Source organism: Streptomyces sp. NBC_01428, from assembly GCF_036231965.1.
GTDB lineage: Bacteria > Actinomycetota > Actinomycetes > Streptomycetales > Streptomycetaceae > Streptomyces.
Map to the genome: position 1 here is coordinate 1,671,689 of NZ_CP109499.1, position 20,279 is coordinate 1,691,967.

A 20,279-nucleotide genomic window follows, 5' to 3' on the forward strand; every position below is an offset into this window, starting at 1 on the left:
CGGTGCCCGTCCGCTCCGCTACTTGAGCAGGCGGGACATGCGGCGGTCCGCCAGCGGCTTGCCGCCGGTCTGGCAGGTCGGGCAGTACTGGAGGGCGGAGTCGCTGAAGGACACCTCACGGATGGTGTCGCCGCACACCGGGCAGGCCTCCCCCGCTCTCCCGTGCACCCGCAGCCCGCTCTTCTTCTCGGCCTTGAGCCGGCCGGCGGCCAGCCCGTGGGAGCGCTCCACCGCCTCGGCGAGGGTGACGCGCAGCGCCTCGTACAGCCGGCTGGTCTCCTCCGGGGTCAGGGAGGAGGCGAGCTTGAACGGGGACATCTTCGCGGCGTGCAGGATCTCGTCGCTGTACGCGTTGCCCACACCCGCGATCAGGCTCTGGTCGCGCAGCGCGCCCTTGAGCTGACGCCGCTCCCCCTGGAGCAGGCCCGCGAAGCGCTCCTCGTCGAAGTCGTCGGCGAGCGGGTCGGGGCCGAGGCGGGCGACCCCGGGGATCAGCTCCGGGTCCGCGACGACGTACACCGCGAGGCGCTTCTGGGTGCCGGCCTCGGTGAGGTCGAAGCCCTCGCCGGTCTCCAGCGCGACCCGCAGCGCGAGCGGGCCCTTGCCGGGCTTGGGCGGGCCGTCCGGCAGGGTGTCGCGCCAGTGCAGCCAGCCCGCGCGGGCCAGGTGGGTGACGAAGTGCAGGCCGTCCGCGTCGATGTCGAGGAACTTGCCGAACCGGCGGACGGCGGTGACCTCGCGCCCTTCCAGGGCCGAGACGGGAGGGTCGTAGGTCTTCAGGACGCTGATGGCGACGGGCAGCACGCGCACGATCTCGCGGCCGACGAGACGGTCGGCCAGGAAGTCCTTGAGCGCGTCGACCTCGGGCAGTTCCGGCATACGTCCAGAGTGCCATCCGGCACCGACAGCGCTACCGAACACCTCCGGCCGGGGCGCGCGGCTCCGGGCGGTTCAGTCCCGTTCCCGGACGACGAACTCGCACCAGACGGCCTTGCCGCCGCCCCGGGCCTCCACGCCCCAGACGTCGGTGAGCCGGTCGACGAGGAGCAGTCCGCGGCCGGACACACCGGACTCCCCGGCCTCGCGGCGGCGCGGCAGGGCGCTGGAGGAGTCCTCGACCTCGGCCCGCAGTCTGCGGTCGGATCCGGTCAGCACCCGCAGGGTGACGACGGCCGAGCCCTCGGTGTGCATGAGGGCGTTGGTGATGAGTTCGTCGGCGACCAGTTCGATCTCGTCGGCCAGCTCGCCGGCCCCCCAGGCGCGGACCGCGGCCCGGATCATGTGCCGGGCCTCGACGAGCGCCTCGGGGTCGCCCGGTGCCACGTGCTGCTGGAGGCGCCCGCCGGAGCGCTGGTCGCTCAGGCCGCGGCGGCGCAGGAGCAGCAGGGCGACGTCGTCGTCCCCGCCCCGGTCCTCCGCCATGTCGATGAGCCCGTCGGCGAGATCGTCGACGTCCGGCGGGCCGACACGGATCACCTCCCGGAGCGTGTGCATGCCGTCGTCGAGGTCGGCGCCGGGTACTTCGACGAGTCCGTCGGTGCAGAGCAGCAGGGTCTGGCCGGGGTCGAGTTCGATGGTGGCGACCGGGTATTCGAGGCGCCCGAACTCGGCGGACAGGCCGAGCGGCAGGCCGCCCTCCACCGGCAGCCGCCTGCACGTTCCGTCGGTGTGCCGGACCAGCGGGTCGATGTGGCCGGCCCGGACGAGCTGGGCCACTCCGGTGGACAGGTCGATGTCGGCGTACAGGCAGGTCGCGAAGCGGTCGGTGTCGAGTTCGTCGAGGAAGACCGAGGCCCGGGCCATCACGGTGGCCGGGGTGTGGCCCTCGGCGGCGTACGCGCGGAGCACGATGCGCAGCTGGCCCATGACGGCCGCGGCGTGCGTGTCGTGCCCCTGGACGTCGCCGATGACGGCGCCGACGCGGCCGCCGGGCAGCGGGATGAGGTCGTACCAGTCGCCGCCGATGTCGCGGCCGAGCGAGGCGGAGCGGTAGCGGACGGCGATGTCGGCGCCCGGCACGCTGGGGATGGAGCGCGGCAGCATGGCCTGCTGGAGGCCCTGGGCGAGGTCCTTCTCCTGCTCGAAGAACATGGCCCGCTGGAGGCTCTGGGCGATGCTGCTGCCGAGGGCGACGAGGACGTTGCGCTCGTCCTCCGAGAAGCCGCGCCGGTCGTTGTAGAGCAGGCCGATCGCGCCGATGGGGCGGGCCTGCACGATGAGCGGCAGATAGGCGGCCGAGGTGATGTTCAGGCCGGTGATGTTGGGCCACAGCAGCGGGTACGAGGCGGCGAACTCCTCGGGCGACTCGATGAAGTGCGGCGCGAGGTTCCGTACGACCTCGTTCATCGGGTACTGCGCGTCCAGGCGGGTGACCCGGGTGCCGGGGACGTAGCTGTCCACGGGGCCGGTGGCGACCATGCGGATGCGGCCGGCCTCGACCAGGCCCATGACCAGGCTGGTCGCGCCCAGGTGGGTGAGGCCGTGGGTGTCCTCCAGGACGTCGATGACGTCCTGGACGGTGACGGCGTGGGCCAGCGCCGCCGTGGTGAGCTGGACGACGTTCGTCTGATGGCGCCGGGCCTCCTCCTGGGCGGCCTGCTCACGGCGCGCCGCGGCCTCGCTGAGCTCGTCGGTCGCGTCGCGGACGATGCCGATGATCCGGCGCGGCCGGCCGTTCTCGTCGCGGCGGATGTAGCCCTGGGTGTGGGTCCAGCGCAGGGCGCCGTCGCGGCGGCGGATGCGGAAGTAGGCGCCGTAGTTCTCGCTGCCGTCCTTGAGGGCGTGGGACACCATCGCGTCCAGGCGCGCCGACTCGGCCGGCGGGACGCGCACGGCGAGGGTGGCGGGCAGCCCGTCGTACTCGTCCGGGCGCACGTCGAAGACCTCGTGGGCCCGGGCGTCCATGTGCATCAGACCGGTGTCCAGGTCCCAGTCGAAGCTGCCCATGCGATTGAGCGCCAGGATCGGATCCGGGTGGGCGGGCCAGTCGTCCGGGAGTGACAGGGCGCTCGCTCCCCGATCAACCATGGGGCCACCTTGCCAGCATTTGCCCGATTATTCGACTTCTGGAGGCCCTTGCTCCGGGTTCCGGGGGAGCCCTTTACCGGGCCGCCCTCACCGAGCGTTCGCTCAGCCGTCGAACACTCCGGTGGAGACGTCGAAGACGCTCTCGCCGGGGTCCGGGTCGTCCGGGAGCAGCCCGCCGTCGCCGGGGGCGTCGGGGAGGTCCGGGACGGTGTCCTCGGGCGGTGTGGCCGTCCCGGTGGGGGGTGCCGAGGGCGTCCGGGTGGCCGGGTGGCCGGGCGTGGCCGTCCCGCTGGGCCGCGGGACTCCCCCGTCGGAGTGGGAGGGGGCCGGGGTCGTGGCGCAGCCGGCCGGCTCGCCGGGCGCTGACGGGCGGTCGTGGCGGGAGACGCCCATGACGCTGTCGTCGGTCGGCGTGGCGGAGGGCCCGGTGCCGGATCCGGCGGACTCCTCCGGGGTGGTCTCGGCGGTCTCCGGCGGCTCGGTGCGTGACGGCTCGGCGCGTGGCGCGTCCGGCGTGACGCAGTCCTCGGCGGAGCCGTCCGGCGACGGGCTCACGCCGTCCTCGTCGCGGGGAGCGGTCCCGGGGGCGGAGTCGTGCGGGCTCGGGGAGGTGTCCGGGCGGCCGGGCGGGGTCGTACCGCCGGGTCGCGGGACCGGGCGGTCGTGACGGTGGCCGTCCTGTCCGACGGGCCGCTCGATCCAGCTGTCCGCCGTGACGTCGGTGATCGTGAGGCCGGTGATCACGACGGGCGCCGGGGTCACGACGACGACCCGGACGGGCCGGTACCCGCTCCAGGGCCGGCCACGGGTGGCCGGCTCGGCGTCCGTCGCGACGGGCCGCCCGAGCGGGTTGCCGCAGGCGCAGCGCACCCGGGGCACGCCCCGGTCGTCGACGAGGACGGCCGTACCGGCCTGGAGCACGGCCGGGAACCGGGTCGCCTGCCCGTCACGGAACCCGTGGTCGGTGACGCGGGTGTCCGCGCGCAGCACGACCGAGGTCAGTCCGCGCAGGTAGCCGGGGACGGACTCGGGTGCGATGCCGGACGACAGGGCGAAGGCGCGGGTCCTGGCCGGGTCGGCGGCGAGAGCCCCGGCCTGCCGCTCCACGTCACAGCTGCCGGTGTTCCGGGTCCCTCCGTAGAGGCCGGGTGTGGCGCCCGAGAAGGAGCGCGGGCCCTGGTCCCCGGTGGCCGTCGGTTGCGGCGTTCGGGTGACGGGCGGCGGGGTGCCGCCGGTGGTGGCGGTCGACTCCGTGAAGGGGTCCGGACCTCGGTCCGAGAGCGGCTGGAGGAGGACCTCGCCGTCGGCCGCTCCGCTCGCCGCCGTGTCCCGGTCGTGGCCGCCACCGCACGCGGCGAAGAGGAGAACCGCCGCGAGGGCGCCGCCGGTGACGAGGGGCCTGGTGGGTATGCGCACCACGTTCTCCCGTTCATCGCGGGCCAGTCGTGGATCATTCTCTGCGTCACCCTCTTGGCGCACGCAAGCGGAGTACGGTCACCCAGCGTCACAATGGACGGGAGAGGAGCGCTCGACGTGGAGTGGTTCGCGGCACCCGACTACTGGCTGAGCCGGCTGGTCCTCCAGCGGGGGCTGGCCGTCCTGTATCTCGTCGCGTTCCTCGGCGCGGCCCTGCAGTTCCGCGCGCTGATCGGGGAGCGCGGGATGCTGCCGGTGCCGCGTTTCCTGCGGCGGGTGCGCTTCCGGGACGCCCCGAGCGTGTTCCACCTGCGCTACTCGGACCGCTTCTTCGCCCTCTGGTCCTGGACCGGCTGCGCCGTGTCGGTGGCGCTGATCGCGGGCGCCGACGCGTATCTGCCGCTGTGGGGCTCGATGCTGCTGTGGCTGCTCCCGTGGGCGATGTACCTGTCGATCGTCAACGTGGGACAGACCTGGTACGCGTTCGGCTGGGAGTCCCTGCTCCTGGAGGTGGGGTTCCTCGCGGTGTTCCTGGGCAACGACGAGGTGGCGCCGCCCGTCGTGGTCCTGTTCCTGCTGCGCTGGCTGCTGTTCCGCGTCGAGTTCGGGGCGGGCCTGATCAAGATGCGGGGCGACCCCTGCTGGCGCGACCTGACCTGCCTCGACCACCACCACGAGACCCAGCCGATGCCGGGGCCGCTGAGCTGGTTCTTCCACCACCTCCCGAAACCGCTGCACCGCGTCGAGGTGGCCGCGAACCACGTCACCCAACTCGTCGTGCCCGTCCTGCTGTTCACCCCGCAGCCGGTCGCGACCGCCGCGGCCTGCCTGATGATCCTGACCCAGCTGTGGCTGGTCCTGTCCGGCAACTTCTCCTGGCTGAACTGGACGACGATCGTGATCGCCGTGAGTGCCGTACGGATCCCCGGCGACGCGCCGCACACCGCGGCGCCCCCGCTCTGGTACGAGATCGTCGTCCTCGCCGTGTCCGCCGGGCTGCTGGCGCTCGGCGTCCGCCCGGTGCGCAACATGCTCTCGCGGCGGCAGGTCATGAACCGCTCCTTCGACCCGCTCCGGCTCGTCAACACCTACGGGGCGTTCGGCAGCGTCAGCCGGGTGCGCCACGAGGTGGTGGTCGAGGGCACCGCCGACGAGGTCCCGCACGAGGACACCGGCTGGAGGGAGTACGAGTTCCGGGGCAAGCCCGGTGATCCGCGGTACTGGCCGCGCCAGTTCGCGCCGTACCATCTGCGTCTCGACTGGCTGATGTGGTTCGCCGCGCTCTCCCCCGGCTACGCCGACGCGTGGTTCGGCGGGCTGGTGGAACGGCTGCTGGTGAACGACCGGGACACGCTGCGGCTGCTGCGCCGCTCGCCGTTCCCCGCGGACGCCCCGCCCCGCTTCGTCCGCGCCCGTCTCTTCCGCTACCGCTACACGACGTGGCCCGAACTGCGCGAGACGGGCGCCTGCTGGCACCGGACGTACGTACGCGACTTCCTTCCGCCGACCCGGCTGGAAGGCGGTGCACGGCGGCGGGTGCCCTGAGCCGCCGCGGCCGGGCGGAGCCCGCGGGTCAGAGCCCGTAGACGCGCGTGGCGGTCCCGGCGAACACCGCCTCCCGCTCTCCCGGGCTCAGTGCCGTCGTCAACTCCTGGGCGATTTCGAGGACTTCGCCGTACGTCGCGGCGAGCGTGCACACCGGCCAGTCCGAGCCGAACATGATCCGGTCGGGCCCGAAGGCGGCGAGGACGGTGTCCGCGTACGGCCGCAGGGCGTCCGGGGTCCGGCGGGCCGGGTCGGCCTCGGTGACCAGCCCGGAGAGCTTGCAGACGGTGTTGGGCAGCGCCGCCAGCGCGCGGACGGCGCTCGCCCAGGGTTCGAGCGCACCGGAGGCGACCGGGGGCTTGCCCAGGTGGTCGAGGACGAACGTGAGCCCGGGACGGTCGGCCGCGGCCCGGACGCACGCGGGCAACTGGTGCGGCAGGACCACGAGGTCGTACACCAGTCCCGCCTCGGCGACGGCTTCGAGTCCGCGCCGCACGTCCGGGCGCAGCAGCCATCCGGGGTCGCGCTCGCCCTGGACCTGGTGGCGGATGCCCTTGAGGCGGTGGCCGCCGGGCAGTTCCCGCAGCCGCGCCAGTTCGTCGGCGACGTCGGGGCGGGTCAGGTCGGTCCAGCCCACGACGCCGGCCACCAGGGGGTTCTCCCGCGTGAGGGCGAGCAGCTCCGGCGTCTCCTCGGCGACGGTGACCGTCTGCACGAGGACGGTGCGGTCCACACCCGCCGCCACGGCCTCGGGTTCGAGGTCCGGCATCCTGAAGTTCCGGCGCAGGGGCCGGAGTTCGGGTCCGGTGATCCAGTCCTGGTCCCGGACGGCGAGGTCCCACACGTGGTGGTGCGCGTCGACCGTCACGGCAGTTCCCAGACCACCGGCAGTCCCGCCTCGGCGCCCGCCCCGGAGTAGTCGTGCACGACGTCGAGGAGTTCGGCCATGCGGGCCTGCCAGGCGATGTTCACGGGGAGCTTCTCCAGTTCGGCGAGCATGCGCCCGTAGTCCTCGCACTCCAGGAGGTGGAAGAGGTCGGTGCCGCTGCGCCAGATGGTCCAGGAGGTGGCTCCGGAGGCCCGGATCGCCGCGGTGAGTTCGGCCGGCACCTGTCGGTGTGCCGCCTCGTAGGCGGCGACGCGCTCCGGGCGGACCTTGGTGTGCAGGGCGACTCTCATGACGGCTCCGGTACGGGGAGGGGGGCGGAGTCCGGCAGCAGGCCGGCGGCGCGCAGCTCCCGCCAGAAGGACGCCGGTACGGGTGTGGCGAACTGCGCCGCGCAGTCGTGGACTTCGGCGGCGGAGCGGGCGCCGACGAGGACGCTCGCGACGGCGGGGTGTGCCGCGGGCAGGGCGAGGGCCGCGGCCCGCAGCGTGGTCCCGTGCCGCTCGGCGATCTCCTTCAGCCGGAGCGCCCGGTCGAGCAACCCGGCCGGTGCGGCTGCGTAGTTGTAGGTCGATCCGGGTCCCGGGTCGGCCAGCAGACCGGAGTTGAAGGCGCCGCCCACGACGACGGAGGTGCCGCGCTGCCGGGCGGCGGGCAGCAGGGCGGTGAGGGCGTCGTGGTCGAGGAGGGTGTAGCGGCCGGCGCACAGGACCACGTCGACGTCCGTGTCCTGGACGAAGCGTGTGAGCATCGCGGTCTGGTTCATGCCCGCGCCGATCGCGCCGACGACGCCCTGCGCGCGGAGCTTCTCCAGCGCCGGGTAGGCCTCGTGGAAGGCCTGCTCGGCGTGGTCGTCGGGGTCGTGCAGGTAGACGACGTCCACCCGGTCGAGGCCGAGCCGTTCGAGGCTGGCGTCCAGGCTCCGACGTACCCCGTCGGCGCTGAAGTCCCAGACACGGCGGTGGGTGGCCGGCACCGCGAAGCCGTGGGCGAGGTCGTCGCCGCCCGCGTCCGCGGGTTCCAGCAGGCGGCCGACCTTGGTCGAGAGGGTGTACGCGGCGCGGGGCCGGTCGCGCAGGGCGGCGCCGAGCCGCCGCTCGGAGAGGCCGATGCCGTAGTGCGGGGCGGTGTCGAAGGTACGGATGCCGCAGGCCCAGGCGACGTCGACGGCCGCGCGGGCCTGCTCGTCGGTCACCTCGGTGTACAGGTTGCCGATGCCGGCGGCGCCGAAGGAGAGGGCGCCGACGGGGACGCCGCTCGCGCCGAGGGTGTTCACCGGCCCGCCGGGCGCAGTCGCAGGCCCTGCATGCCGCCGTCGACGGCGAGCGCGGTGCCGGTGGTGGCGCCGGACAGAGGGCTCGCCAGGTAGGCGATGGCCCCGGCGACCTCGGGCGCGGACACCAGCCGGCCGGTGGGCTGGCGGGCCTCCAGGGCGGCGCGTTCGGCGGCCGGGTCGGGGGCGGCGTCGAGGAGCCGGCCGACCCACGGGGTGTCGACCGTGCCGGGGTTGACGCAGTTGACGCGGATACCCTCGCGGACGTGGTCGGCGGCCATCGCGAGGGTGAGGGCGAGGACGGCGCCCTTGGAGGCCGAGTACAGGGCGCGCTGGGGCAGTCCGGCGGTGGCCGCGATGGAGCAGGTGTTCACGATCGCCGCGTGCGAGGAGGCCCGCAGGTGGGGCAGCGCCGCTCGGGTGGTCCGCACGATGCCGAGGACGTTGACGTCCAGCACGCGGCTCCATTCCTCGTCGTCGTTGTCCTCGACGGTGCCGCGGGCGCCGATGCCCGCGTTGTTGACGAGCACGTCGAGGCCGCCCAGGCCGGCGACCGCGGCGGCCGTCGCCGCGCGCACCGAGGCGTCGTCGGTGACGTCGGCGCGGTGGCCGGTGAGCGGCTTGTCGACCGACGACGGGTCGAGGTCGAGGACGGCGACGCGGGCACCGCGGGCGGCGAGGAGGTCGGCGGTGGCGCGGCCGATGCCGGAGGCCCCGCCCGTCACCAGCGCCGTCAGCCCGTCGAAGTCACGGAGTTCCTGAGGGTCCGTCATGCTGCCTTCCCTTTGCGTTCGTCGGCGTCCCGCTGGGCGAGGTCGGCGGTCCAGAAGGTGCCGTCCGGATAGGTGAACTCCGCGATGGACTCGGGGCGCATGGTGGCGGAGAAGCCCGGAGCGGTGGGGGCCGTGTAGCGGCCGTCGCGGATCACCACGGGTTCGGTGAATTGGTCGTGCAGATGGTCGACGTACTCGATGACCCGGTCGTCGGTGGTGCCGGCCAGCGCGACGAAGTCGAACATCGAGAGGTGCTGGACGAGTTCGCACAGTCCGACGCCTCCGGCGTGCGGGCAGACGGGGATGCCGAACTTGGCCGCGAGGAGCAGGATCGCGAGGTTCTCGTTGACCCCGCCGACCCGGGCCGCGTCGATCTGCAGGACGTCGACGGAGCCCGCCTGGAGGAGCTGCTTGAACACGATGCGGTTCTGGACGTGTTCACCGGTGGCGACCTTGACGGGGGCGACGGCCGAGCGGACGGCGGCGTGCCCGAGGATGTCGTCCGGGCTCGTCGGCTCCTCGATCCAGTACGGCTCGAACTCGGCGAGGGCCCGTGTCCAGTCGATCGCCTCGTCGACGTTCCAGCGCTGGTTGGCGTCGATCGCGATGCGGATGTCCGGGCCCACCACGGCGCGGGCGACCCGGCAGCGGCGTAGGTCGTCCGCGAGGTCCGCCCCCACCTTCAGTTTGATCTGCCGGAATCCCCCGGCGACCGCCTCCGCCGCGAGCCGGGTGAGTTTCTCGTCGCTGTAGCCGAGCCAGCCCGGTGAGGTGGTGTAGGCCGGGAAGCCCTCGGCGCGCAGGGTGGCGGTGCGCTCCGTCGCCCCTTCCCTCCCCCGGCGCAGCAGGTGGAGCGCCTCGTCCGGGGTCAGCGCGTCCGTGATGTAGCGGAAGTCGACCTGGCCGACGAGCCAGGCGGGGTCGGCCTCCGCGAGGAGCTGCCACAGGGGTTTGCGGGCGCGCTTGGCCGCCAGGTCCCACACGGCGTTGACCACGGCGCCGATCGCCATGTGCATCACGCCCTTCTCCGGTCCGAGCCAGCGCAGTTGGCTGTCGCCGACCAGGTCCCGGGAGAGGGAGCCCGGGTCGGCGCACAGCTCGTCCACCGGCCGGCCGAGGACATGACCTCGCAGCGCGTCGATCGCGGCGACCTGGACATCATTGCCCCGCCCGATGGTGAAGGTGAAGCCGTGCCCCTCGGCCCCGTCCGGCGCGTCGCTGCGCAGGACGACGTACGCCGCCGAGTAGTCGGGGTCCGGGTTCATCGCGTCCGAGCCGTCGAGCTCGCGCGAGGTGGGGAAACGGACGTCGTAGGTGTCGACCGCGGTGATGCGGGCGGGGGTCGGGGACACGGAAGGCCTTTCGGTCGGTGACAGGGGGTCCTCGGTGGGGCGTCCGCCGGTCCGGGCCCCGGTGCTCGGTCGCTCAGTCCTGCGCGCGGCCCGTGGTCACCCGGGCGATCATGAGGGCGACGAGGATGATCCCGCCGTAGATGGCCTGGATCCAGAAGGACGGCACCTGGGCGAGCGTGAGCAGGTTCTGCACCACGCCGAGGAGGAGGACACCGGTGAGGGCGCCGAACATGGTGCCCTTGCCGCCGTCGAGGCTGATCCCGCCGATGACCGCGGCGGCGAACACCGTGAAGATCATGTTGTTGCCCTGGTTGGCGCTGATCGCGCCGACGTAGCCGGTCTGCATGACGCCGCCGACCGACGCGAGCACACCCGCGACGACGAACACCCCGAGCATCACCCGCTCGACCCGGATGCCGGCGGCGCGGGCCGCGTCGGCGTTGCCGCCGATGGCGTACAACGCGCGTCCGACGCGGTGGTACTTGAGGACCAGACCGGCGACCGCGAAGGCGACGGCGGCCAGCCACACCGACAGCGGGACGCGCAGGAACGTCGTGGTGGCGAGGGAGAAGAACGCGTCGGGCATGCCGAACAGGGTCTTGCCCTTGGTCGCGCCGACCAGAAGGCCCCGCAGGACGATCAGCATCGCGAGCGTGACGATGAAGGCGTTCAGCTTGAACTTCACGACGAGGACGCCGTTGAAGGCTCCGATGGCCGCGCCCACGACGAGGACCGCGAGGAGGGCGAGCGCCGCCGGGAACTCCGTGCCCCAGCCCGACTGGGCGGCGGGCAGGACGAGCAGCGCGCCGACGGCGGGCGCGATGCCGACGACGGACTCCAGCGACAGGTCGAACTTGCCGGTGATGAGGACGAGGGACTCGGCGAGCACGACCATCGCGAGGGCGGCCGAGGCCCCGAGGATGGAGATGATGTTGCGTTCGGTGAGGAAGGAGTCGTTGACGAACGCGCCGAGCACGACCAGAAGCAACAACGCGGGCACGAGGGCGAGTTCACGGGCCCTGCGCAGGAGGACGGCCTTGGCGGCGCGCGGGTCGGGGGTGCGGGCGGGGGCGGGCGCCGGGGTCTTCGTCTCAGTCATCCCGGCCTCCCCCGCCGCTCCCGGGGGCCTGGGGGGTGTCCCCCGCGGCGGTGCCGTTGCCATGGTCCACTCCTTCGATGGAGGCGATCAGCTCGTGGTCGCGCCAGCCCGCCGGATGCTCGGCGACGACACGGCCGTGGAAGAGGACGAGGACGCGGTCGCAGCGGCGCAGGTCGTCGAGTTCGTCGGAGACGACCAGCACGGCGGTGCCGTCCTCACGGGCGCTGTCCATCCGGGACAGCAGGGACTCCTTGGACTTCACGTCGACGCCCGCGGTCGGGTTGATCAGTACGAGCAGGCGCGGGTCCGAGGCGAGCGCGCGGGCCATGACGACCTTCTGCGCGTTGCCGCCCGAGAGGTCGGAGACCGGCTGCTCGGGCCCCTCGGTGTGGATGCCGAGGCGTTCGATGAGCCCGGCGGCGAAGCCGCGTCTGCGGCCGGTGCCGATGAACCCGCGGCGGCCCAGCCGGTCCAGGACGCTCAGGGTGACGTTGTCACCGACGCTCATCCCGGGCACCAGGCCCTGCTCGTGCCGGTCCCGCGGAACGCAGCCGACGCCGGCCTTCAGCGCGGCGGCCACGTCACCGAACGGGAGCCGCTCGCCGTCCAGCCGGGCGCTGCCGCCGGTGGGGGTGTGCAGTCCGGCGAAGGACTCGGCCAGCTCGGTCTTGCCGCTGCCGCTGGAGCCGGCGAGCCCGACGACCTCGCCCCGGCGGACGGTCAGGTCGATCCGCTCGTACGCCGGGGAGGTGAGTCCCGTGCTGTCCAGGACCACGGGTGCGTCCTCGTCAGACTCCCTTGGTTCGACGGCCAGTTCGGCGATCGACTCCCCCGCCATGGCCTCGATCAGCGCGGGGCGCGGGAGGTCGGCGACCGGCGCGGTGGTGATCCAGCGGGCGTCCCGCAGGACCGTGACCGTCTGGCAGACCTCGTACACCTCCTGGAGGTGGTGCGAGATGAACAGGAAGGTGACGCCGGATTCCTGGAGCCCCCGCATCCGGGTGAAGAGCCGCTCGATCTCCCGGCTGTCGAGCTGGGCGGTGGGTTCGTCCAGCACGATGAACCGGGCGCCGAAGGAGAGCGCCCGTGCGATCTCGACCATCTGCCGGTCCTCGACCTTGAGGTCCGCGGTGCGGGCGTCCGGGTCGACGCGCACGTCCCAGGTCTCCAGCAGCCGCGCCGCCTCGGACCGGAGCCGGCGCCAGCTGATGAAGCCGCCCCGGCCCGCCGGCTGCCGGTTGATGAAGAGGTTCTCGGCGACCGTCAACTCCGGTACGACGGTGGGTTTCTGGTAGACGCAGGCCACCTTGCGCCGCCAGGCGTCACGGTCGGCGAGCGCGGGTGCGGGCCGGCCGCCGAAGCTGATCGTCCCCTCGTCGGGTGCCTGGAGGCCGGTGAGCAGGGTGACGAGGGTGGACTTGCCGGCGCCGTTGCGGCCGACCAGGGCATGGGACTCGCCGGGGAACACGGCGAGTCGACCGTCTCGGAGAGCGACGGTGGGACCGTACCGCTTGGTGATCCCCCGCGCCTCGACCAGTGGAGTGCTCATTTGACCGTGTTGCCCCAGAGCCCCGGATCGTCCACGTTCTCCTTGGTGACGAGCGGCGCGGGCAGCTGGTCCTCCAGGATGCCGCCGGGCAGCTTCACGATCTCGGAGTCGTGGTCGGTCGGACCGGGCTTGAACGTCTTCCCCTGCATCGCGGCCTTGATGTAGTACATGCCGTACTTGGCGTAGGCGTCGGCCGGCTGGGAGACGGTGGCGTCGATCTCACCCTTGCGGATGGCGTCGAACTCCTGCGGGATGCCGTCGTTCGAGACGATGGCGATGTGCCCGGCGGCGCCCGCCTTCTTCAGCATGCCCTTGGACTTGAGGGTCTGCAGGGTGGGCGCGAGGTAGACACCGCCCGCCTGCATGTAGATGCCCTTGATGTCGGGATTGGCGTTCAGCAGCGTGTCGAGCTTGGAGGCCGCGGTGTCCGACTCCCACTTGGCGGGGATCTCCAGGACCTTCAGCTTCGGGAAGTTCTTCCGGACGCAGGCACGGAACGCCTCGGAGCGGTCACGGCCGTTGACGGACGCGAGGTCGCCCATGATCTGCACGACCTTGCCGGAGCCGATCTGCTTGCCGAGGTACTGGCAGGCCTTCTCGCCGTACGCCACGTTGTCGGCGCGGACGACCATGGCGACCTTGCCCTTCTCGGGCGCCACGTCGACGGCGACCACGGGGACGCCCTTGCGCTCGGCCTGGTCCAGGCCCGCGGCGATCGCGGCGCTGTCGAGGGGCGCGACCACCAGACCCTTGACGCCCTGGTTGAGCTGGTTGTTGATGTCGGTGATCTGCTGCGAGGGGTCGCTGTTGGAGTTGACGGTCTTGAGCGCGTCCACTCCCTGCGACGTCGCCATCTTCGGCACGTAGTCGTTGTACGACTGCCAGAACGGTGACGTCAGCAGGGGCAGGATCACCCCCACCTTGCCGCCTCCGTCACCCTTTCCGCCGCCCGAGGCGACGTCGTCCTTCGTGCTGCCGCACGCCGCGAGAGCGAGGGTCGCGCAGGCGGCCACCGCCGCCGCGCACACCGTCCGCGACGGGATTCGCCTGTTCCGCACAGTTCTGCCGGCCATCTGACGGCTCCTCATTGAGCGTGATCGAGCAGGACGGGTGGCCGGAGGTCCCTCTACCGACCGGGACGAATATTTATCAGACCACTTCGGGCCTCCGACACCCTCTGGAGCCAACTATTCGTAGTTTCCGGCCATAGTGGTCTGACCACTTCGGTCGTTAGACTGCGGCGCACCCGGCAACAGGAGGAAGTGGCGTGGACGAGAGCCAGCCCGTCGGGGCGGAGTCCGGCAAGGACCCCGCCCCGCCGAAGGGCACCGTGACGCAGCGCGCCATCGAGCAGATCAAGGCGTTGATCCGGGAGGGCCGGCTGGAGCCGGGGCAGCGGCTGCCGACCGAACGGGACCTGGCGTCCCAGCTGGGCATCTCCCGCAGTTCGATGCGCGAGGCGATCCGGGCGCTCACGGTCCTCGGCGTACTGGAGGCCCGGCACGGATCGGGCATCTACGTGACGCAGCTGGAGGCGGGTGACCTGTTGGAGACGTTCGGCGTGGTGGCCGATCTCTCCCGTGGCCACCAGCTCGTCGAACTGCTGGAGCTGCGCCGCATCCTGGAGTCGACGGCCACCGCGATGGCCGCCGCGCGGATCACCCCGGACCAACTCGCCGAGGTCGACAAACAGTTGACGGCGATGAACGCGACGGACGATCCGGAGCAGATCCTCGCCCACGATCTCGCCTTCCACCGCGAGATCGTCGCCGCCGCGGGCAACGAGACGATGACCGCCATCCTGGACGGGCTCTCCTCCCGCACGTTCCGCGCCCGTGTCTGGCGTGGCTACCAGGAGGAGGGCGCCTTCGACCGCACCCGGCGCGAGCACGCGGCGATCCTGCGCGCGCTGGTGGCACGCGATCCCGACGCGGCACGGGCGGCGGCCGCCGCACACGTCGGCGAGGTCGAGCAGTGGCTCCGGTCGCAGCTCGCGCCGTAGCTCCGGCCCACCACGTATCACCGGTTCGGCAGGTTCCGCCGGTTCCACCGGCAACGGACACCGCGTGCAGTCGCCGGCGCGTGAGGGTGCCGACCCTGCCGGCCCGTTCACCGTCCGACGGGTCGTGCCGCGAGGAACTCATCCGCGCGCGCCCCTCCGGCAGGGCCGGACCGCCGGGCGCCGTCCCGGATGCCGCCGGCGCCGCCCGGCGAGCCTCCACACGAGCCGGGGCGGCGAGCCGACGTCGCGGACCGACCGTGGTGGGGCCGGTCCGGGACGTCGGGCCTCAGGCCCGCTTCAGCCGGAGCGTCACCAGCTCGAACGGCCGCAGGGACACCCGCAGACGGCTCCCGTCCCGCTCGGGTTCCGTCGCGTCGGCGAGCGGCCGCTCCAGCAGGTCCGTGACCGTGACGTCGTCGAACGCGAAGCCCACGGTCAGGGTGGCCCGCGACCGGCCACCACGCGACTCGTGGAACCGCACGATCACGTCACCGCTCTCGTCGTCGGCCAGCTTGACCGCCGTCACCACGACCGCGTCCTGTCCGACACCGACCAGCGGCAGGACCTCCTGCGAGCCGGAGCCCGCCAGCCGCCGCTCCGGCAGGTTGATGCGCCAGCCCTCGCGCACCGCGTCACCGATCGCCGCGCCCGGCACGAGGGCGTGCCGGAACCGGTGGATGCCCTGGTCGGTCTCCGGGTCGGGGAAGCGCGGCGCGCGCAGCAGCGAGACCCGGACGGTGGTCGTCGTACCGGAGTCGCTGTCCCGGACGGCGCGGGTGACGTCATGGCCGTACGTCGAGTCGTTGACCAGGGCGACGCCCCACCCCGGTTCCTCGATGTGCACGAAGCGGTGGTTGCAGGCCTCGAACTTGGCCGCCTCCCATGAGGTGTTGGTGTGGGTGGGCCGGTAGAAGTGCCCGAACTGGGTCTCCGACGCGTACCGTTCGGCGTGCACGTCGAGCGGGAAGGCGAGCTTCAGGAACTTCTCCGTCTCGTGCCAGTCGACCTCGGTGTCGATGTCCAGGCGCTGTTCGCCGGGCGACAGCGAGAGCACCTGCGTGACCTTCGAGGTGCCGAAGGAGCGGACGATCCGCACCGAGACGCCGTCCTCGCCCGGGGCGACCTCGTCGGCGTCCACCAGATCGGTGACCGTGTTCCGGTAGAACTCGTCGACGTCCCAGGCGTCCCACATGTTCGGGAAGTCGGGATGGAGTTGCAGCAGGTTCGCCGCCCGCCCCGGTGCGACGGTCTCCCGGTCGGCGGACAGGTCGAACGCCGACACGACGAGTCCCTGCGCGTCGATCTCCACGCGCAGCACGCCGTTGTCCAGGACGTAGCCGCCGTCCACGCGCGGTGCCAGAGCCGTCTCGCCGAGCACCGCCGGTGTCCGTGCGCCACCGGCGGGGACCCCGTCGCGGGCGTGCGGCGCCGAGTTGAAGACCAGGGGCGCCGAGCCCTCGCCCGCCAGCGCCCGCTGGGCCGCGCCGATGACGGCCTCCAGCTCGGCCGCGACCCGCTCGTAGGTGCGGCGGGCCTCGCGGTGCACCCAGGCGATGGACGAGCCGGGCAGGATGTCGTGGAACTGGTGGAGCAGGACCGTCTTCCAGATGCGGTCCAACTCCTCGTACGGGTAGGTGAACCCGGTACGGACGGCGGCGGTGGCGGCCCAGAGCTCGGCCTCGCGCAGGAGGTGTTCGCTGCGCCGGTTGCCCTGCTTGGTCTTCGCCTGGCTGGTGAGGGTGGCGCGGTGCAGTTCGAGGTACAGCTCGCCGACCCAGACGGGTGCGTCGGGGTACTCCGCCTCGGCCTTGCGGAAGAAGTCCTCGGGGGTCTCCCAGGTGACGGTCGCGGAGCCTTCCAGGTCGCGCAGGCGGCCCGCCTTGGCGATCATCTCGCGGGTGGTGCCCCCGCCGCCGTCGCCCCAGCCGGTCGGGGCGAGGGAGTGCCGGGCGGCGCCCTTGTCCTTGAAGTTGCTCGCCGCGTGGGCGATCTCCCGCCCGTTCATGGAGCAGTTGTAGGTGTCGACGGGCGGGAAGTGGGTGAAGATCCGGGTGCCGTCGATGCCCTCCCAGCGGAAGGTGTGGTGCGGGAACTTGTTGGTCTGCGACCAGGAGATCTTCTGCGTGAGCAGCCACTTGGACCCGGCCGCCTTGATGATCTGCGGCAGTCCTGCGGCGAAGCCGAAGGTGTCGGGCAGCCACGCCTCGTCGTTCTCGACGCCGAACTCGTCGAGGAAGAACCGCTTGCCGTGCACGAACTGACGGGCCATCGCCTCGGAGCCCGGCATGTTGGTGTCGGACTCGACCCACATGCCGCCCGCGGGCACGAACCGTCCGTCGGCGACGGCCTTCTTCACGCGGGCCCACACCTCGGGCCGGTGCTCCTTCACCCAGGCCCACTGCTGGGCCTGCGACATGGCGAAGACGAAGTCGGGTTCGTCCTCGATGAGGGCGGTCATGTTGGAGGTCGTGCGGGCCACCTTGCGCACGGTCTCGCGGAGCGGCCACAGCCACGCCGAGTCGATGTGCGCGTGTCCGACGGCGCTGATCCGGTGGGCCGACGGCACGGCGGGGGCGGCCAGGACGTCCTGGAGCAGCGAACGGGCCTGTTCCGCCGTCCCGTTGACGTCCTGGAGGTCCACGGCGTCCAGGGCGCGCTCCACGGCGCGCAGGATGTCCCAGCGGCGCGGGGACTCCACGGGCAGTTCGGCCATCAGCTCGCCGAGGACCTCCAGGTCGATGACGAGGTTCCACACCTCCTCGTCGAGGACGGCGAGGTCCATGCGGGCGAGCGTGTACTGCGGCTCGCTGCCGGCCGTCTCCTTGTCGCCGAGCTGGGTGGGCCGGAAGGGGTGGTAGTCGAGGATGACCGGGTTGGAGGCCGCCTCGACGCGCAGGTCGACGTACTCGCCGCCCTCGGCCGGGGCGGCGACCCGCACCCACTGGTTGCGCGGGTTGAGGCCCTTCACGGGGCTGCCGTCGGGCCGGTACACGAGCCCCTCGCACTGGAAGCCGGGCATGTTCTCGTCGAACCCGAGGTCGAGGAGGGCCTCGACGGTCCGGCCGGCCCAGGCCTCGGGCACGGTCCCGGTGACCCGGAACCAGCTGGTGCCCCACGGAGCACCCCAGCGCGCGCCCACCTCGATCGGTTCCGTCGGGGCGGCGAGGCCCTCCTCGACGGGCACGGGTTCACCGGGCGCGTTCCAGACCGCCACCTCCAGCGGAACGGACTCGGGGTACACGGCCGGACGGATGCGTTCGTCCAGGACGCGCTTGAGGCGGGACTCGACCAGGGTGCGGTCGTCATGCATGTGAGTGCTCCGTGGGGTATGGGATGCGGGTTGTTACCAGGTGTGCGTGGTCGTGGCGGGTGTGGAGACGCTGAACAGTTCCCCCACTGAGCGCAGTTCGAATCGTGCGGCCGCTTCTCCCTGTTCGGGGGCGAGCCCCGCGACGTGGAAGGCACGCTGGCAGGTACCGCCCAGGAAGCGGCGCGTGCCGTCGGGGAGGATCCGGTGCAGCTCGTAGTGGCGCACCGGTCCGGGAGCGGGCTGCCACCCGAGGCGCAGGTCGCCGCCTTCGGCGTCGGTGACACGGAGGCCGGTGGGCGCGTCCGGGGTCTCGGCGGCGTTCCGGACCGCGAGTCCGCCGAGCCGCCAGCGCACCGGACCCCCGGTCCCGGTCAGCCGGACACCGAGGGCACGGACGGTCCCCGTCAGCCCGGACAGGGACACGGTCGAGGTCTGCCAGCCGCTGCCCGAGGAGACCGGGAGATGGGTGTACGGGGGTGCCGCGCCGGGCGCCGCGGGGTCGTCCGTGGCGACCGCCAGCTCCAGGGAGACCTCGCCGGCGTCCGTGCGGTGCGTCAGTTCGACGACGGTGTCCTCGCCGAGCGGGAGCCGGGTCGCGTAGAGGTCCAGGGTGGCCGGGGCGTCCAGGTCGCCGGAGACGAGGACGCTGCTGCCGCCGCGCCAGGCGTCCGCGAAGTCGAAGGTCACCGAGGGGCGTCGGCCGCCGGTGCGGACCACCCAGCGGCGGGAGGGCAGCCGGTCCTGGAGGCCGAGATGGTTCCAGGCGGTGTCTCCGGTCGCCTCGCCGCCCTCGTACCACTTCAGTCCGTGGCCGGTGTTGAAGACGGTCGCGAACGGGAGGGAGGTGACGGTGGAGCGGTCGGCGAGGAAGAGCGCGGGCGCACGCCAGCGGGCCGTGGTGTCGGGCCGCGCGGGGTCGAGGGAGGCGCCGGTCCAGAAGGCGTCGTCGGCCGCGTGGAAGTCGCCGGGGCCACGGCCGGCGGGCAGGTGGTTGCGCGTCCACTCCGGCCGGTAGTAGCCGATGGAGGTGACGTGCGCCTTCGTGGCGGGGACGACGGCGTCCCAGTTCACGGAGGCGTCGGTGCCGTTCGCCTCGACGTCGACGCCCGCCCACAACGCGTAGCGGTCGCGCCCCAGTTGTTCGGCCGTCGTCCCGGACGTGGCCAGAGCGCCGGAGGTCCAGCGGAAGTCGAGGAACAGGGAGTCGGCCGCCTGGAAGAACGCCTTGTTCCGGTCGTTCAGCGCGCCCTGCCAGCTGACCGAGCCGTTCACGGTCATCGCGTCGTACCAGGTGACGCGCTGCCCCCTGGCCGCGCCGAGCGCCTTCAGCTCGCCGAGGAAGCCGAGCATGTCGGTGGCGAGGGCCGGATCGCCGCCGCCCGTCTCGGCGTTGACGAACCAGCCGTCGAACCCGTAGGCCGCGGCGACGGCGACGAGTTGCGCCGCGAGCGGGTACCGTCCCTCGGCGTCCTTCCGCACGAGGTCGCGGGTCCACCGCAGTTGACCGCCGTACGCGGCGGGCGGCAGGAACACGTTGCCGAGGACGGGGACGCCGTGCCGGTGCGCGGCGTCCACGATCGGCGCGTTCGGCGCGAGGATCAGCCCCTCGCCCGACGAGCCGCCCCAGAAGACGAGTTCGTCGAGGTAGGACCAGTGGGTCAGCGCGTAGTAGTCGGCGGTGGCGGCGCCCTGCGACGAGTTCTGGGCCGTCGGGCCGAAGGAGACGAGCGACTGGACGCGGGCCTGCCCGGAGCGTGCCGTGGTGTTGGCCGGGACGGGGGTGAAGCGGTCCGCCAGCGGCACGGCGGAGGCGTTGAACGCCAGGTCGGCGTCGGTGTCGGCACGCCACGACGCCAGGCTGCGCCAGGTGATGCCGGCGCCGGGGGTGCCCGCGGGCAGTGAGTCGGGGTACCAGTAGGAGGCGTACGGCTGGAGGTCCCGGGCCGCGGCGGCGGCCGTGCCGGACACGCCGGGCACGAGTCCGGCGGCGGCTCCCGCTCCGGCGAGCAGGACGGTTCGTCTGCTGAGGTTCACGATGTGCTCCGTA

At 72.6% G+C, this 20,279-nt stretch carries 15 protein-coding genes; 2 read left to right on the forward strand and 13 right to left on the reverse strand.

The genetic code is table 11. The annotated features are described in order from the left end of the window. Positions 1-18: 18 nt before the first annotated feature. The 3 genes from OG406_RS07305 to OG406_RS07315 form a co-directional block, all read right to left on the reverse strand. On the reverse strand, positions 19-879 hold the full coding sequence (locus tag OG406_RS07305; protein WP_266617701.1) for an Fpg/Nei family DNA glycosylase: 861 nt from the start codon (positions 877-879) through the stop codon (positions 19-21). 72 nt (positions 880-951) lie between these two features. After that, positions 952-3,027 carry a SpoIIE family protein phosphatase gene (locus OG406_RS07310; RefSeq protein WP_329184804.1) on the reverse strand — a complete coding sequence of 692 codons (2,076 nt, stop codon included), beginning with the start codon at positions 3,025-3,027 and terminating at the stop codon, positions 952-954. 102 nt (positions 3,028-3,129) lie between these two features. Next, positions 3,130-4,443: a DUF6777 domain-containing protein gene (locus OG406_RS07315; protein ID WP_329184806.1), complete on the reverse strand. Its 1,314-nt coding sequence runs from the start codon at positions 4,441-4,443 to the stop codon at positions 3,130-3,132. Between the two features lie 117 nt (positions 4,444-4,560). Between OG406_RS07315 and OG406_RS07320 the strand changes: the two genes are divergently transcribed. Next, the gene (locus OG406_RS07320) at positions 4,561-5,988 is read left to right on the forward strand and encodes a lipase maturation factor family protein (RefSeq protein ID WP_329190688.1); all 1,428 of its coding nucleotides are present in this window, start codon (positions 4,561-4,563) and stop codon (positions 5,986-5,988) included. Positions 5,989-6,016: 28 nt separating this feature from the next. Here the strand turns inward: OG406_RS07320 and OG406_RS07325 are convergent, their stop codons facing one another. The 8 genes from OG406_RS07325 to OG406_RS07360 all read right to left on the reverse strand — a co-directional run bounded on the left by OG406_RS07325 (position 6,017) and on the right by OG406_RS07360 (position 13,993). Next, a complete protein-coding gene (locus OG406_RS07325; protein ID WP_329184807.1) occupies positions 6,017-6,856 on the reverse strand; it encodes an amidohydrolase family protein in 840 nt (279 codons plus the stop codon). Beyond that, positions 6,853-7,167: an L-rhamnose mutarotase gene (locus OG406_RS07330; protein WP_164371284.1), complete on the reverse strand. Its 315-nt coding sequence runs from the start codon at positions 7,165-7,167 to the stop codon at positions 6,853-6,855. Before OG406_RS07330 ends, OG406_RS07325 begins: the two co-directional genes overlap by 4 nt. After that, the gene (locus OG406_RS07335) at positions 7,164-8,150 is read right to left on the reverse strand and encodes an aldo/keto reductase (RefSeq protein WP_329184809.1); all 987 of its coding nucleotides are present in this window, start codon (positions 8,148-8,150) and stop codon (positions 7,164-7,166) included. Before OG406_RS07335 ends, OG406_RS07330 begins: the two co-directional genes overlap by 4 nt. After that, the gene (locus tag OG406_RS07340) at positions 8,147-8,920 is read right to left on the reverse strand and encodes an SDR family NAD(P)-dependent oxidoreductase (protein ID WP_164371286.1); all 774 of its coding nucleotides are present in this window, start codon (positions 8,918-8,920) and stop codon (positions 8,147-8,149) included. Before OG406_RS07340 ends, OG406_RS07335 begins: the two co-directional genes overlap by 4 nt. Continuing rightward, positions 8,917-10,272, reverse strand: a complete 1,356-nt coding sequence (locus OG406_RS07345; RefSeq protein WP_329184812.1) for an L-fuconate dehydratase — start codon at positions 10,270-10,272, stop codon at positions 8,917-8,919. Before OG406_RS07345 ends, OG406_RS07340 begins: the two co-directional genes overlap by 4 nt. 73 nt (positions 10,273-10,345) lie before the next feature. After that, complete coding sequence (locus OG406_RS07350; protein ID WP_266617694.1) at positions 10,346-11,371, reverse strand: ABC transporter permease; 1,026 nt, start codon at positions 11,369-11,371, stop codon at positions 10,346-10,348. Beyond that, positions 11,364-12,920 carry a sugar ABC transporter ATP-binding protein gene (locus tag OG406_RS07355; RefSeq protein WP_164371289.1) on the reverse strand — a complete coding sequence of 519 codons (1,557 nt, stop codon included), beginning with the start codon at positions 12,918-12,920 and terminating at the stop codon, positions 11,364-11,366. Before OG406_RS07355 ends, OG406_RS07350 begins: the two co-directional genes overlap by 8 nt. Further along, on the reverse strand, positions 12,917-13,993 hold the full coding sequence (locus OG406_RS07360) for a sugar ABC transporter substrate-binding protein (RefSeq protein ID WP_329184817.1): 1,077 nt from the start codon (positions 13,991-13,993) through the stop codon (positions 12,917-12,919). The genes OG406_RS07355 and OG406_RS07360 overlap by 4 nt, the downstream gene beginning before the upstream one ends. A gap of 194 nt (positions 13,994-14,187) precedes the next feature. Between OG406_RS07360 and OG406_RS07365 the strand changes: the two genes are divergently transcribed. Then, positions 14,188-14,922 carry a FadR/GntR family transcriptional regulator gene (locus tag OG406_RS07365; protein WP_329184819.1) on the forward strand — a complete coding sequence of 245 codons (735 nt, stop codon included), beginning with the start codon at positions 14,188-14,190 and terminating at the stop codon, positions 14,920-14,922. Positions 14,923-15,208: 286 nt separating this feature from the next. On the opposite strand, the gene OG406_RS07370 is transcribed toward OG406_RS07365, so the two are convergent. Next, a complete protein-coding gene (locus tag OG406_RS07370) occupies positions 15,209-18,232 on the reverse strand; it encodes an alpha-mannosidase (protein WP_326841862.1) in 3,024 nt (1,007 codons plus the stop codon). 33 nt (positions 18,233-18,265) lie between these two features. Further along, the gene (locus OG406_RS07375) at positions 18,266-20,266 is read right to left on the reverse strand and encodes an endo-beta-N-acetylglucosaminidase (protein ID WP_329184821.1); all 2,001 of its coding nucleotides are present in this window, start codon (positions 20,264-20,266) and stop codon (positions 18,266-18,268) included. Positions 20,267-20,279: the final 13 nt, after the last annotated feature.

What these genes read in the sequence shown, in the direction of transcription:
- OG406_RS07355 (WP_164371289.1), bottom strand. Translation starts at nt 12,920, where the DNA reads ATGAGCACTCCACTGGTCGAGGCGCGGGGGATCACCAAGCGGTACGGT.
- OG406_RS07330 (WP_164371284.1), bottom strand. Translation starts at nt 7,167, where the DNA reads ATGAGAGTCGCCCTGCACACCAAGGTCCGCCCGGAGCGCGTCGCCGCC.
- OG406_RS07310 (WP_329184804.1), bottom strand. Translation starts at nt 3,027, where the DNA reads ATGGTTGATCGGGGAGCGAGCGCCCTGTCACTCCCGGACGACTGGCCC.
- OG406_RS07370 (WP_326841862.1), bottom strand. Translation starts at nt 18,232, where the DNA reads ATGCATGACGACCGCACCCTGGTCGAGTCCCGCCTCAAGCGCGTCCTG.
- OG406_RS07350 (WP_266617694.1), bottom strand. Translation starts at nt 11,371, where the DNA reads ATGACTGAGACGAAGACCCCGGCGCCCGCCCCCGCCCGCACCCCCGAC.
- OG406_RS07305 (WP_266617701.1), bottom strand. Translation starts at nt 879, where the DNA reads ATGCCGGAACTGCCCGAGGTCGACGCGCTCAAGGACTTCCTGGCCGAC.
- OG406_RS07360 (WP_329184817.1), bottom strand. Translation starts at nt 13,993, where the DNA reads ATGGCCGGCAGAACTGTGCGGAACAGGCGAATCCCGTCGCGGACGGTG.
- OG406_RS07340 (WP_164371286.1), bottom strand. Translation starts at nt 8,920, where the DNA reads ATGACGGACCCTCAGGAACTCCGTGACTTCGACGGGCTGACGGCGCTG.